Source organism: Subdoligranulum sp. DSM 23681, assembly GCF_057005535.1.
The window spans coordinates 2,802,025-2,815,169 of the sequence record NZ_CM168050.1 but is presented as its reverse complement, the minus strand read 5'-3'; the positions used below and the strand labels follow the sequence as shown (position 1 = coordinate 2,815,169).

The 13,145-nt window shown below is 59.3% G+C and carries 11 protein-coding genes and 1 tRNA gene; 2 read left to right on the top strand and 10 right to left on the bottom strand.

Features of this window, described 5'->3' with window-relative positions; all coding sequences use genetic code 11:
- Positions 1–194: 194 nt before the first annotated feature.
- Entirely contained in the window at positions 195–1,205 is a 1,011-nt protein-coding gene (locus AC127K_RS12985; RefSeq protein ID WP_483720903.1) for a GDSL-type esterase/lipase family protein, read from the bottom strand.
- 240 nt (positions 1,206–1,445) lie between these two features.
- Between AC127K_RS12985 and AC127K_RS12980 the strand changes: the two genes are divergently transcribed.
- On the top strand, positions 1,446–2,285 hold the full coding sequence (locus AC127K_RS12980; RefSeq protein ID WP_483720902.1) for a DegV family protein: 840 nt from the start codon (positions 1,446–1,448) through the stop codon (positions 2,283–2,285).
- Positions 2,286–2,347: 62 nt separating this feature from the next.
- On the opposite strand, the gene AC127K_RS12975 is transcribed toward AC127K_RS12980, so the two are convergent.
- The 6 genes from AC127K_RS12975 to AC127K_RS12950 form a co-directional block, all read right to left on the bottom strand.
- Complete coding sequence (locus AC127K_RS12975) at positions 2,348–2,767, bottom strand: hypothetical protein (protein WP_483720901.1); 420 nt, start codon at positions 2,765–2,767, stop codon at positions 2,348–2,350.
- A 73-nt stretch (positions 2,768–2,840) separates the two neighbouring features.
- Positions 2,841–2,925, bottom strand: a tRNA-Tyr gene (locus AC127K_RS12970).
- Between the two features lie 305 nt (positions 2,926–3,230).
- On the bottom strand, positions 3,231–5,009 hold the full coding sequence (locus tag AC127K_RS12965; RefSeq protein ID WP_483720900.1) for an HAD-IIIC family phosphatase: 1,779 nt from the start codon (positions 5,007–5,009) through the stop codon (positions 3,231–3,233).
- Between the two features lie 39 nt (positions 5,010–5,048).
- Complete coding sequence (locus AC127K_RS12960; RefSeq protein WP_294542432.1) at positions 5,049–5,306, bottom strand: TIGR03905 family TSCPD domain-containing protein; 258 nt, start codon at positions 5,304–5,306, stop codon at positions 5,049–5,051.
- A 29-nt stretch (positions 5,307–5,335) separates the two neighbouring features.
- Complete coding sequence (locus AC127K_RS12955) at positions 5,336–6,184, bottom strand: PHP domain-containing protein (RefSeq protein WP_483720899.1); 849 nt, start codon at positions 6,182–6,184, stop codon at positions 5,336–5,338.
- Positions 6,185–6,325: 141 nt separating this feature from the next.
- Entirely contained in the window at positions 6,326–8,008 is a 1,683-nt protein-coding gene (locus tag AC127K_RS12950) for a phospho-sugar mutase (RefSeq protein WP_483720898.1), read from the bottom strand.
- Between the two features lie 213 nt (positions 8,009–8,221).
- Between AC127K_RS12950 and AC127K_RS12945 the strand changes: the two genes are divergently transcribed.
- Positions 8,222–9,739 carry a YifB family Mg chelatase-like AAA ATPase gene (locus tag AC127K_RS12945; RefSeq protein ID WP_483720897.1) on the top strand — a complete coding sequence of 506 codons (1,518 nt, stop codon included), beginning with the start codon at positions 8,222–8,224 and terminating at the stop codon, positions 9,737–9,739.
- A gap of 68 nt (positions 9,740–9,807) precedes the next feature.
- Here AC127K_RS12945 and AC127K_RS12940 read toward each other — a convergent pair whose 3' ends face one another.
- From AC127K_RS12940 to AC127K_RS12930, 3 genes are all read right to left on the bottom strand, one after another.
- Positions 9,808–10,974 carry a glycosyltransferase family 4 protein gene (locus AC127K_RS12940; protein ID WP_483720896.1) on the bottom strand — a complete coding sequence of 389 codons (1,167 nt, stop codon included), beginning with the start codon at positions 10,972–10,974 and terminating at the stop codon, positions 9,808–9,810.
- Positions 10,975–11,000: 26 nt separating this feature from the next.
- Positions 11,001–12,203, bottom strand: a complete 1,203-nt coding sequence (locus AC127K_RS12935; protein ID WP_483720895.1) for a glycoside hydrolase family 3 protein — start codon at positions 12,201–12,203, stop codon at positions 11,001–11,003.
- A 135-nt stretch (positions 12,204–12,338) separates the two neighbouring features.
- Positions 12,339–12,935 carry a Crp/Fnr family transcriptional regulator gene (locus AC127K_RS12930; protein ID WP_483720894.1) on the bottom strand — a complete coding sequence of 199 codons (597 nt, stop codon included), beginning with the start codon at positions 12,933–12,935 and terminating at the stop codon, positions 12,339–12,341.
- Between the last annotated feature and the right edge of the window lie 210 nt (positions 12,936–13,145).

The following is a 13,145-nucleotide window of genomic DNA, read 5'->3' as shown; positions in this document are numbered from 1 at the left end:
TATTGATTCTATATTACCCGTTTCACACAGGAATTTCAAGACTTTTCTGTAATAAACCGCTAAAATTTTATCAAGCCTGCCTGTCGATTTGTGCAAAATAGTCATTTATCATGTTGCTTGATGACATTATGCAACGAAAAAAGCGCCTGCAGCGCACTTTTTGTCAGAAAAGCACGCTGCAAGCGCTGTATTCATCACGAACCGAGAATATAGTAAGGATTGGTACCTTCGTATTTGTTCCGCCGGTCCCAGGCGGTGTGGGTCTGCAGGTATTCCGTCCAGGCCGCGTAACCGGCAGGGCCCATATGGATACCGTCGCTGGTCTGGTATTCATCAATCTGGCTTCCGTCGGGATAGGTCAGAGCTTCCTGGATATTGACGAAATAGCACCCACGGGTCAAAGCTATGTTGGCCAGCATATTGTTGATGGTCTGGATACGGGCGTTGTCCAGACCCGGCTTGGTCTGGACAACCGTTTCCTGCACGCCGGGAATGGCCTGGATATAAATGGCCACACCAGGCAAGTTCTGCTGCAGGATCTCGATCATCTTGTCATAATAAGCAACAAAGGAATCCTCGTTGCCCTGATTGACCAACGCATTGGTGCCGAACAGCACATACAGGAAATCCGGCTGAGAAGCCACCACGGCGTCCAGGGCCGCCTCGTCCACATTGCGGGCGTAGTCATGCACCGCTGCATTGTTGACGATGATCTGGGGGCCTGCACTGCGGTATCCCCTGACCTGGGCATTGGTAAACCCGGTGGCGTAGATAGCCATGCCTTCGGTAATGCTGTCCCCCAGGAAGGTAGCGGTGTTGAAATGCTCCCTGGTCACACGACCCGACTGGGGCAGCGCCACCATTCTGGCATCGGTATTCAGATATTCAAAATCGATGGTCTGTTCCACCGGCTGGCTGGTATCCCAGGAAGCGTTGTCCACCGCCGGCAGAAGGCGCTGCGGCGCATAGGGCGAAGCACTTTCCGGACTGGCCGCCGTTTCCGTGGTGGCAGGGGCCGGAGACGCTGTTTCCGACACGGCCGTTTCCGGCGTGCTCCCCTGCGGCGGTGTATCATTCTGGCTGCGGAACCAGAAATACCCGGCAGCCGCGCACAACAGAGCCATAACAATCAAAAGCGCGATCACAGCCTTGCGGCGGCGGCGCTGGCTTTCCACTTTTCTGCGATAGTAATAATAATCTGCCATAATACAGAGATCTCCTGTGGTTGTGCACGCCTTCTGCATGCAGCATAACAAGTACATGAGGTATTATACCTCTTTTTCCATCACCAACGCAAGGGAAAAACCCGCCCTCTCCTACCTTTTACAATTTTGTGCGCTGAATCGAACGCTTGACGGTTTTGCCGTGCCCCCGTATAATAAAGAGAGAAACCAATACTTGGTATAGCGCGCCTGTGTTCTGCACCGGTGCCGGGAGGGTTTGCCATGGCATGGATGATTGTATCCGACACTTCTTGTGACATCCGGGAACTGACACCGCTTTCTGCAGGAGTGCAGTTTGCACTGGTCCCGTTCAAAATCCGCATCGGGGAGCGAGAATATGTGGACCTGCCCACACTGAATGTGCCGCAGATGATCCAGGCGATGACCGACTACAACGGCGCCTCTTCTTCCGCTTGCCCCAGCCCCGAGGAATGGGCCGAGCGTTTTCTGCAGGCTGACCAGGTCATTGCCATGACCATCAGCAGCAATCTTTCAGGCAGCTACAACGCCGCTGTGGCTGCCCGGGAGATGGTGCTGGAAGAACACCCGGAAAAGAAGATCTTCATTCTGGACACACTGAGCTGCGCCGGCGCGCTGGCATCGGCAGCCGCTCTGGCCAACCGTATGATCGGGGAAGGCGCCGGGTTTGAGGAGATCTGTCAGGCCCTGACCGAGTTCAGCAAGGAAGGCCACATTCTGTTTGCTCTGGCCAGCTTTGATAATCTGGCCAAAAACGGCCGCGTTTCCAAGGTGGTCGGCTTTATCGCCGGACGCCTGAACATGCGGGTGCTGGGCAAGCGCACCGCCGACGGCAAGATCGACTTTTTCTTCAAGACCCGCGGCGAACCCCGGGTACTGGCCCGCATTCTGGAGCAGATGGATCACGACGGCTTCGACGGTACCCGTCCGGTACTCATCAGCCACTGCAGCAACGAGAACGCCGCCACCCTGCTGACCCACGGTATCCGTGCCAAATGGCCGGAAGCCAATGTACAGGTAGTCCCCTGCGGCGGCCTTTGCAGCTTCTACGCGCAGGAGCAGGGCATTATCATTACCTACTGAGAAACCACCAGCACACCCCCGGAGAGGCGCTCTCCGGGGGTGTTTTTATGCTGCGGCAGGCATTATTGCCCCAATTCGGCAAAAGCCTGTGCGCAGCGGTCCAGCCACAGTTTCTCATACTGTGTCTGCCCCACCACACGTTTCCTCAGGTCCCCCACCGTACAAACGCCCGCGTTCCTGCACCAGCCAATGGCCGTCCGGTAGGCCTTCTGCCCTTCCGGACCCACCACCATTTCATCCGTATCATAACAGACCGGACAGGGCAGCCCCAACAGCAGCAAAGCCAATGCCCGCGTGTGGCCATCGGTCAGGGTGAAAAAACCATCGCCGAAATCATGCACCGGAAGCGGGCGGCAAGCGTTCAGGGTGGCTGGCGTGAGCCACGCCTGTACCGCCTGCAGCTTGGTACGGCTGACGTACAGCTGGCTGACATGCAGCTGTGCCGGTTGTATCCGGCGGACACCGTCAAACAGCTTTTCCATAAATGAAACCGTCCTTCCCTTTTTCCGTATAGTTTGCAAAAGAAAAACCCGAACGATAAATCGTTCGGGTTTTTGGTGGGAGCTGGTGGATTCGAACCACCGAAGCATTACGCAGCAGATTTACAGTCTGTCCCCATTGGCCACTCGGGAAAGCTCCCATCTATTCAGTTTCGCGCCGCTCGTTTGTGCTCACCTGTCAGCGCTCATTTATTATAGCAAAGGAATCTTGGAAATGCAAGCTTTTTTTGAAAAAAAGTTTGTCGATGTTTCGTTGTCTTCAAAATTTCTTTGAAAAAAGTTGATTTTTTATGGGTCGGAGCACTGTTTTTGACGGCAGAAAAGATATCCGGAACGGAGCTTTTGCCCGTCTTGCCGCCCGCCTCTCCGCAAAACGGTCCGATCAATACAAAAATCCCCGGTTTACGGAAGCCGGACCGTAAACCGGGGACCTGAAACAATTTTGTCAGCGCTCGATCTTCATGTGAGGATGGCGGGCGTTGTAGCTCTCCACAGACAGCTCCCAGGTGGTGTTGCCCTCGGCATCTTCTTCCACCCGGGTAAAGCCCATGCCGGCATAGAAGTCCTTCACCATACCGTTCTTGGCTGTGGGATAATAGTAGCCCCGGATGGTCTTGAGGCCACGGGCAGCGGCATCCGCCACCACGGCATCCATCATGGCATCTTCCATGCCGCGCTTGAGCACACGGCAGCTCATGAGCCACAGACGCAGGTGCAGGGTCTCCCCTTCCGCTTGTCCGGCCACCACCGTGACCACACCGTTATCGCCGAACTTGTCCACCAGCTTGCCGTACAGACACAGCCAGGACGGGTCATCGGCCATACCACGGATATCGTCCTCCGAGCAGCGCAGGGTGGTGAGATTGAACTGGTTCGACTTGTTGGTCAGCTGGGCGATACGCTGGATATACAGAGGTTCAAAGCCGCGGATGGTGGCTGTCATCTCCAGGCTGTCCAGATAAGCACCGTAATCCGCAAAGGCTGCCTGGGCACGGCGGCGCTCGGCGTTGGCATGGTAGAGTTCGGTCTTTTTCAGGTCCTCCCCTGAGAGGGTGGTGACCTCAAAGTAGCCGCCGTGGTCCAGGGTCTTGATGTAATTTTCGGCCCCGTCCAATACCGGCGTGGCCACACCGGGCACCTGGGCCGCCACAATGGCCCGCTCTGCCGGGTTGTCATCAGCAAAGACAAAGCTGTCCGCTCCCAGGTTGAGTTCGGCGGCAATGGCCTTGAGGTTCTGGTCCTTGGGGTCCCAGTTGGCCTTGATGGCCACGAAATCTTCCGGACGCAGAACGCCGTCGGGATGGTTGAGCCCCGCCAGCGCATTTTCCTCGTCGTTCTTGGAATCCACCGCCAGCACAACACCGATGGACTTGAGCGCCTTGCAGTAACTCTGGAATTCGGCATAGACCTGTCCCTCGGGCACTTCGGGTCCGACAGCAATGCCGTCCACCCCGTCATCCCCCACAACGCCGCCCCACAGGGTATTATCCAGGTCCAGGACCAGGGCTTTCTTGTTGCGGCCATACAGGGACTTGATGATGTTGGCCAGACTGTTGGCCAGAGACGGGATGGCATCCAGACACATGGCATACTTGTACATGTGCCAGAAGAAAGCATCTCCCCAGGCGGTCAGGCCATAGTCCGAAGCCAGATAGTCCAGGTCATTGATATAAAAGTCCTCATGGGCCGTGGCATAAGCATAGAACTTTTGATTCAGGCGGGAAATGAAGTTGGTGCGTCCCCGCACATCCCACACATCCCGGTTGCCCATCAGGCGATAGTTGGGACGGTCGAAATTATTCTGAATGACCGGACAGCTGAACTTCCGGGCCAGCGCCTGCCACATGGTCTCGAAGCGGGCGTACTCGGATTCCAGCATTTCATCCACCTGAGCCGAAGTATCGGCAGTGGTGGGGAAATGTTCAATGTTGCGCCAGTTGGTATGAATATAGATCACATCCGGTTTGAATGCATCCAATTCGGGGGTACCGAACATGGCATCCTGCCAGTACTGACCGTATTCGGATTGATAGAACTCGGCCTCGATGCCGTAATTCAGCAGAAACAGTCCCAGCTGATCGGCCACTTCGTTGGTGGTGGAACCGCCGAGGATGGCAATTTTCTTGTGCAGGGGGCTGGGGTTCTGGGCCAGCAGCTCCCGCCGGATGCGGCGCTTTTTGCGCAGCAGCTGTTCGGTATCAAGAGGATAATGGAAGCAGTCCATGACAGGCTCCTTTGCTTCGTTTTTCTGGGTAAGCAGCAATCAGCCCAGCTGTGCCAGGGCCTCTTCCAGAGCATGGGAGATCTGGTCCGGACAGCTGGTGGGGCGAGGACCGCAGGTGGTGCCCTTCATGCGCTGAATGGCGTCCTCGGCCTTCATCCCCTGCAGCAGCTGGCAGATGCCTTTCAGGTTGCCATTGCAGCCGCCCATGACTTCCACCTTGCGGATGGTGTGGTCCTCAGCCAGATCGACACGGGTCAGCACCGAGCAGGTGCCCTTATTCTTGCGTTCGTAAATCATGATGGTCTCTCCTTTGTCTTTTTTGCCGCTCAGCGCTTGCGGGCGCGGGCGACAGCTTCAATGCGGGCGATCTGATCGTCCGCGGTATAAAAGGCGCCCACCGGGCGCGGGTTGTTGGAATTCATGCCGTGGAAGTCGGTGCCGCCGGTGACGATCAGGTCGTTTTCCCGGGCCAGACGGGTCAGCTCCTCCTTGTCTTCCGGAGTGTTGCGGGGATGGTCGATCTCTACGCCATCCAGACGGCCGGCTGCGATGAGTTCCCGGGCCAGAGGCATGCTCTTATACACACTGGGATGGGCCAGCACGGCCACGCCACGGCAGGTCTTGATCAGGTTCAGCACCGTGTCCACCGTCTCGTACTTGGGATTGTGCAGGATCTTGCCCCGCACCGGCCGCAGACCGAACAGCGAACGGTACACCGAATTGTACATCCCATCCGAAAGGCCGTACTGCCACAGCACCCGCATGACGTGCGCTTTGTACAAAGTACCGCTGTCCCGGGCAAATTCCAGCGCTTCCGCCGTCTTGAACTGCGGGCAGAGCTCTTCCAGTTCCCGGCAGCTCTGCATAACGGCGTTGTACCGGCGCTCGGACATAAGCTTGGAGAAGTCCTCCAGGGCCGCACAGTCATCAGGCCAGAAACACAGAATATGTACACGGTGCCCCCGCTCATAGTCGTATGCCGTAAGTTCGGTGGCCGGAATCAGGTGGACCCCTTCCACCACCGGATTGGCATAGGCATACCGCACGCTGCGGATGGCATCATGGTCAGACACGGCCAGATGGGTCATGCCGGCACATTTGGCCAGAAAAGGCAGCTTGGCCACCGGGGTGGATCCGTCGGAAAAGGTGGTATGTGTGTGAAGATCTCCTGGCATGGGGAGTGCTCCTTTCCGCTGTCTGGCAGCTCTTTTTATTATATACAGTTTTGTCAGATTTGAAAAGAGGGTCCCCGGAATCAGGATACAGCAAAAAGGGGCCGCCCCGCGAAGGGCAGCCCCGGATGATGAACAGGGAAATCAGGCCAGAATCGGCTTGATGGCTTCGGCCAGCTTGTCTTTCTGGGCCTGGGCTTCGGCCAGGTCCTTGCCGAGGGTGGTGAAGTAGGTCTTGATCTTCGGCTCGGTGCCGGAGGGACGGACCACCACGGTGGCGCCGCTTTCCAGCTTGTAGATCAGGACGTTGGCGGCAGGCAGGCCGGTCTCCTCGGGCTTCTCGTAGTCGGTGACCTTGACGACCTTGTCGCCGGCGAAGTCCGCGGGCGGGTTCTTGCGCAGGCCTTCCATGATGCCGGCCATCTTGTCCATGCCGGACAGGCCCGGGAACTCGAAGCTGTCCACCTTGTTCAGGTAACGGCCATACTGGGCATAGATGCGCTCCAGCTCCTCCTTGATGGAGGAGCCCTTGGCACGGTAGTACGCCGCCATCTCACAGATCAGCATGGAACCGATGATGGCGTCCTTATCGCGGACATAGGGACCGGCGAGGTAGCCGTAGCTTTCCTCAAAGCCGAAGATGAAGCGGTCAACCTGGCCATCGGCTTCCAGCTTGGCAATCTGGTCGCCGATCCACTTGAAGCCGGTCAGGACGTTGCGGCACTCCACGCCATAATGGGCAGCCACGGCGTCCGCCAGCGGGGTGGACACGATGGACTTGCACATGACGGGGTCCTTGGGCATGGTGCCCTGCTCGATGCGGCCGGCACAGATGTAATCCAGCAGCAGAACGCCCACTTCGTTGCCGGAAAGCAGCTCATAGCTGCCGTCCTTGCACTTGACGGCAATGCCCACACGGTCGGCGTCGGGGTCGGTGGCCAGCATCAGGTCGGCACCAGACTTTTCGGCCAGTTCCAGACCCAGGCGCAGCGCCTCGAAGATTTCGGGGTTGGGATAGGGGCAGGTGGGGAAGTTGCCATCCGGGTCCTTCTGTTCGGGCACGATGGTGATATCCTTGATGCCGATCTCGTCCAGAACGGTGGTGACAGGCACCAGACCGGAACCGTTCAGCGGGCTGTACACCAGCTTCAGGCCGGCGGTCTTGCAGATGCCGGGACGGATGGAGCGGGCTTCGATGGCATCGTACAGAGCGCGGATGCAGTCATCCCCCACATACTCGATCAGGCCCTTTTCCAGACCCTCGGCAAAGGGCATGGTCTTGGCACCGGTGAGAATGTCAGTCTTCTGGATCTCGGCATAGACGATGTCGGCGGCTTCATCGGTCATCTGGCAGCCGTCCGGGCCGTAGGCCTTGTAGCCGTTATACTTGGCAGGGTTATGGGACGCGGTGACCATGATACCTGCGTTGCACTTATAGTACCGGGTAGCAAAGCTCAGGGCCGGAACGGGCATCAGGGCACGGTAGATGCGGACCTTGATTCCGTTGGCTGCCAGCACTTCGGCCGCCGCCTTGGCAAAGACATCGCTCTTGATGCGGCTGTCGTAGCTGATGGCCACAGTCTGGGTACCGCCCTGGGTCTTGACCCAGTTGGCCAGCCCCTGGGTGGCCTGCCGGACCACATAGACGTTCATCCGGTTGGTACCGGCACCGATCACGCCGCGCAGACCGGCCGTGCCGAATTTCAGGGCAACGGCAAAACGGTCCTGGATGGCAGCGTCGTCATCCTTGATGCTCTCCAGTTCCGGTTTCAGGTCGGCGTCATCGAGGTCGAAGGCCAGCCAGCGGTCAAACATTTCTTTATACATTTTGAACACCTGCGCTTTTCTTCCAATGATATATTTTGGGTAGTTTTGCTTAACTATCATAAATATACCAATCTGCACCGGTCTTGTCAATCGAATCTTGGCGCAATCACCCATTTTTTGCCCTGTCCGTCTGCATTTTTATGCTTTTTGCTTGCCCCATGCCGGAGAAAACGATATACTGATAAGCGAAACGAACACAGAGGAGGGGCGCGGATGTTTGCGCAGATCAACAGCCTGGGGGTGACCGGCCTGAGCGGTTATCCTGTGACGGTGGAGACCGACATTTCCGGCGGGCTGCCCGCCTTTGCCCTCGTGGGACTGCCTGATTCCGCCGTCAAGGAGTGCAGCGAGCGGGTCCGCAGCGCCGTGAAGAATCTGCACTACCCCTGGCCTGCCAGCCACATCACCGTCAACCTGGCTCCCGCCGACGTGCGCAAGACCGGTTCCCTGTACGATCTGCCGGTGTTTCTGGGCATTCTGACCGCCCAAGGGCAATTGCCCGCTCCGGCCCCGCACCAGGCTTTTCTGGGGGAGCTGGGTCTGGACGGCGCCCTGCGGCCCATCCCCGGGGTGTTGCCCATGTCTCTGGCGGCGCGAAAGGCAGGCATCACCGAACTGTTCTTGCCGGCCGAAAACGCCGCCGAAGCCGCCGTAGCCCCCGGCGTCACCGTCTATCCGGCCCGCACCGCCCGGGAGGTGGTGGAGCATCTGTGCGGCACAGAAAAGCTCTCCCCTGCCCAACCGGACGGATATGACGCGGACAGCGGTTGGCTGGGGCCCGACTTTGCGGATGTACGCGGGCAGGCGGAAGCCCGTCGGGCGCTGGAAGTGGCCGCCGCCGGCGGGCACAATGTGCTCATGGTGGGCCCGCCGGGTACCGGCAAGAGCATGCTGGCCAAGAGGCTGCCGGGAATCCTGCCGCCCATGAGCTATGAGGAGGCCCTGGAGACCACCGCCATCTATTCGGTGGCAGGGCTGATGCGCGCGGGCCAGGGTCTGCTGAAAGCCCGCCCCTTCCGCAGCCCGCATCACAGTGTCAGCGCCACCGCCATTGCGGGCGGCGGTACCAACGCCCGCCCGGGGGAAGTGAGTCTGGCCCACAACGGCGTCCTGTTTCTGGATGAGCTGCCCGAATTTTCCCGGGACACGCTGGAGGTATTGCGCCAGCCGCTGGAGGACGGGAAAATCACCGTGAGCCGGGTCCATGCCAGTGCCACTTACCCCTGCCGGTTCATGTTGGTGGCAGCCATGAACCCCTGCAAGTGCGGGTATCACGGCTGCCCCGGACACGAATGCACCTGCACCCCCAGCGCCATCGAACGGTACCGGCAGAGGATTTCCGGGCCGCTTTTGGACCGCATCGATCTGCATGTGGAGGTCCGGCCGGTGGAATACGACTCCCTGGCAGCCGAGGCGGGCGGCGAGCCCAGCACTGCCATTCTGGCCCGGGTGACTGCCGCCCGTGCCGTTCAGCGGGAACGGTATGCAGGGCTTGCCATCGGCTGCAACGCCCAGCTGCCCAGCAGCCTTCTGCGCCGGTACTGCCGGCTGGCCCCTGCCGCCGAGGCCATGCTGCGCACCGCCTTTGAGCGGATGGGATACAGCGCCCGTGCCTACGACCGCATCCTGCGGGTGGCCCGCACGGTGGCGGACCTGAACGGCAGCGACATCATCGGCCCTGCCGAGCTGATGGAGGCCCTGCAATACCGCAGCATGGACCGCAAACAATAAAAACCGCCCGACTCCCTGTGCCTGTGCACAAAAGGAGTCGGGCGGTTTTCCTATCCTGGATATTCCATTCAGAAAAGCAGACCGGCCAGACGGCGAGCGCTTTCGGCCCAGGAATATTTGGCCAGCAGCTCGGCGGGGTCCGCCGCAGGCGGCGTCACTTTCGTCACATCTCCATGATTGACGGCCAGATCAATATACCCGGCACAGGGGCCGTAAACCTCCCGCATGCAGGGCGTGTCGCTGACCAGCACCCGGGGTGCCCCGCAGGCCACCGCTTCCAGCGGCGGGATGCCGAATCCCTCATACAGCGTGGGGAACAAAAACGCTTTGCAGTTGGCCATCAGGGTCTTGGCTTCCCCGTCGGAGACATATCCCAGGTAGACCACATTGGGCAGGTCGGCCAGACCCAGTTCCTCTGCCTGCTTTTGCAGGCTGCCGCCCCCTGCTATGGCGAAAACCTCCCGCGGGGCATTTTTGGCGGCCCGCAGCACCCAGGGGAAGTTTTTATTCTTGAGCAGATTGGCCATGGAAAAGTAATATTGTCCCGGCTTCAGGGCGGGCCATTTGCCCCCGTTGGCAAAAACATCCGGGTCAGCTTTGATCCGTTCCATATGCTGCCATGCGTTGCCAATGACGGTGATGCGAGATGGGTCCACCTTATAATATTTGACAATCTCGTTTTTGGAAAATTCCGATACGGTGACAATACCGCAGGCCTGATGGGCCATGGCCCGGTACTGAAGCCGGTGCCACGCCGCCGACGCCCGCCCCCGTGGGTCCCGGTAGAAATCCGGACGGGCACGGTAGCACACATCATGCCAGACGGCAATCCCCGCGTGCCGGCCGGCCCGCAGGGGGATCACATTGCACATGCACAGCCACCGGCGGCCGGTCTGCGCCAGATACCGCGGATAGTCCCGCTGCTCCCACAGCGGATTCTGCTTGCCGTACGCTACGACCTTCAGGTTTTCATAGGCAGGCTGCGGCGCGCCTTCCGGCACGACCACCTCCAGGGCCCCGGGCGGTGCGATCTTGTCCAGTTCTGCCAGGACTTCGGTGGCATATCTCTGGATTCCAGAAAGGCGCTGGGTAAAGAACCAGCCGTCCACAGCATACAGCGGCTTGGCCGCCGGTCTGGCTCCGCAGTCCCGCACCTGCCAGGGGCGGGTACGTTCCCCGCAGGTCCCTGCCAGAGAGCTTTGCGCCGGTTTGGCGGTGATCGTGTCCTTTTGCATCCCTTTTCCTCCTGTCCGGGAAACAGTCATTCAAGAAGTCCCGCCTGCTGTTTGAGAGCCAGAATGCGTTCCACGCTCTCATTCAGGCGGGCTTCGCTCAGTCGTCCATCCTCTACAGCCGCCAGCACTTCCTCATACGCCTGGACCAAACCGGCGGGCATCAGCAGCAGGTCCGCTCCGGCCTGCAGGGCGAGAACGGCAGCTTCGCCCGGTGTGTAAGTTCCCGTCACCGCTCCCATAGAAAGCGAGTCGGTCACCACCACACCGCTGAATCCCAGCTCTCCCCGCAGGATCTCCGTGACCATAGTGTGGGAGAAGGTGGCCGGCAGATCTGCTTCGCTGGCAGGGACAGCCTGGGCAGCGGTAATGTGTCCCACCATGACCAGAGGCGCTCCGGCCTGGATTCCGGCCGCAAAGGGCAGGAACTCACAGGCACGCAGCTCTTCCAATGTTTTGTCGGTACCGGCCGCGCCGTCGTGGCTGTCCTGGGCGGTATCTCCGTGCCCGGGAAAATGTTTGAGGCAGCACAGGACCCCTGCCTGCTCAAATCCCTGCACGGCGGCAGTCACGCACGCCGCGGCGGTCTGGGGATCGGAGGAGAAGGCTCTGGTGCCAATAACCGGATTGTCCGGGTTGGTGTTCACATCCGCCACCGGGGCAAAATCCAGGGTTATGCCATATCCGGTCAGGTATCTGCCGATTTCCAGCGACATGGCCCGCACGGCCTCCGGCCCCTGTTCCCCTACCGCGGCGGCACTCGGATACCGGGGAAGGGAAAAAGCCGGATTTCCGGCCAGACGGGCCACGGCGCCGCCCTCCTCATCCACACCGATGAGCATCGGAATCTCCGAGGCCTGCTGCAGTTCATCAACCAGGGTTTTCAGCTGTGACTCGCCGGTGATGTTTTTGCCGAAAAGGACCACACCACCCACCGGATATTCCGCGAGAAAGGCTGCCATGGAGTCGGAGACTTCGGTCACGCCGTCGGCATCCGCGTCGTCGATCTCCTCCTGGGAGAGGGATTCTTCCAGCGCATCCGGCCGAACCAGAAACAGCTGCCCGACCTTGTCCCGCAGGGTCATGCCGGACAGAGGGCCGTCCGGCTGCGCCGTCTGGGCCGGCAGCGGGGATGGCGTGGACACCGGCACGGAAGATGGTGCGGTGCAGCCGGCCATCAGGCAGACCGTCAGCCCCAGCGCCGCCGCACGGCGTACAAACGAAACCGCCATCCGCTTCTCCTCCCTCCCCGGGCACAGACTGAAATCTGCCTGTATTATACCACGGGTATCCGCAAAAGAAAATGCCGGACCACGCAAAACGGCACAGCCCCTTACGGGGCCGTGCCGTCAAAGCCAAAATCATGGTCAGGAATTCTGCCACCCGGCATAGCGGGATTTGCGCAAAGCACTTTTCATCCGGCTGAGCGTTTCCGGCGTCATGCTCAGGAAACTGGCAATGTGACGGTTGTTCACATCAAAGATCAGGCCGGGATACTCTTCCAGAAACCACTGGAACCGCTGCTTGGCAGGCAGATTGCACATGACATGGCGGGTATGGTTGTGCAGACGCATGGCATCGGTCAAAAAGCGCGCATACAATTCCGTCAGTTCTGGATAGGTATGCACCAGCTTCATCGTTTCCTGCAAAGGCAGTACCACAAACTCACAGTCGGTGAGGGCCACCAGGTTTTCCGGAGAAGGCTCGTCAAAAGAGCAAGGCGGCATGGTGGGCGTTCCGCACTTGAAGCAGAAACAATCCGTATGGTCCGCCCCATCCATGTCCACAAAATACCCCCGCGCTACCCCGCTGAGCAAAAGAAACACCTGCGTCTGGATCTCCCCTGCCCGCAGAAATACCGTTCCGCGCGGCATACGGCGCACTTGGGCCAGCTGGCACAGGGACTCCACCAATTTCGGTTCCGTCAGACCATACTGCCGGGTAAACAATTCCATTGCATCCATAGTATACTCCCAAACATTCTTCCCCCCGCCGCATGACCGGGATATACCGCACACCCGTCATATGGCGCCCTTCGTTTCCGCCAGGATCCCCTATAGGCAAAATTTGTTATTTTATATCATACCCCGAACCTCCGTTCCTTGTCAAGAATCGTTCACATCCGTGGCTCATGCAAGAAAAAGAGACGGACCGGGTCCCGGACATCTTGTTCC

Bases quoted from the DNA above. Each gene is read 5' to 3' on its own strand.
- AC127K_RS12940 (WP_483720896.1), bottom strand. From the start codon at position 10,974: ATGCAAAAGGACACGATCACCGCCAAACCGGCGCAAAGCTCTCTGGCA.
- AC127K_RS12965 (WP_483720900.1), bottom strand. From the start codon at position 5,009: ATGGACTGCTTCCATTATCCTCTTGATACCGAACAGCTGCTGCGCAAA.
- AC127K_RS12980 (WP_483720902.1), top strand. From the start codon at position 1,446: ATGGCATGGATGATTGTATCCGACACTTCTTGTGACATCCGGGAACTG.
- AC127K_RS12960 (WP_294542432.1), bottom strand. From the start codon at position 5,306: ATGATTTACGAACGCAAGAATAAGGGCACCTGCTCGGTGCTGACCCGT.
- AC127K_RS12935 (WP_483720895.1), bottom strand. From the start codon at position 12,203: ATGGCGGTTTCGTTTGTACGCCGTGCGGCGGCGCTGGGGCTGACGGTC.
- AC127K_RS12950 (WP_483720898.1), bottom strand. From the start codon at position 8,008: ATGTATAAAGAAATGTTTGACCGCTGGCTGGCCTTCGACCTCGATGAC.
- AC127K_RS12985 (WP_483720903.1), bottom strand. From the start codon at position 1,205: ATGGCAGATTATTATTACTATCGCAGAAAAGTGGAAAGCCAGCGCCGC.
- AC127K_RS12975 (WP_483720901.1), bottom strand. From the start codon at position 2,767: ATGGAAAAGCTGTTTGACGGTGTCCGCCGGATACAACCGGCACAGCTG.
- AC127K_RS12955 (WP_483720899.1), bottom strand. From the start codon at position 6,184: ATGCCAGGAGATCTTCACACACATACCACCTTTTCCGACGGATCCACC.
- AC127K_RS12930 (WP_483720894.1), bottom strand. From the start codon at position 12,935: ATGGATGCAATGGAATTGTTTACCCGGCAGTATGGTCTGACGGAACCG.
- AC127K_RS12945 (WP_483720897.1), top strand. From the start codon at position 8,222: ATGTTTGCGCAGATCAACAGCCTGGGGGTGACCGGCCTGAGCGGTTAT.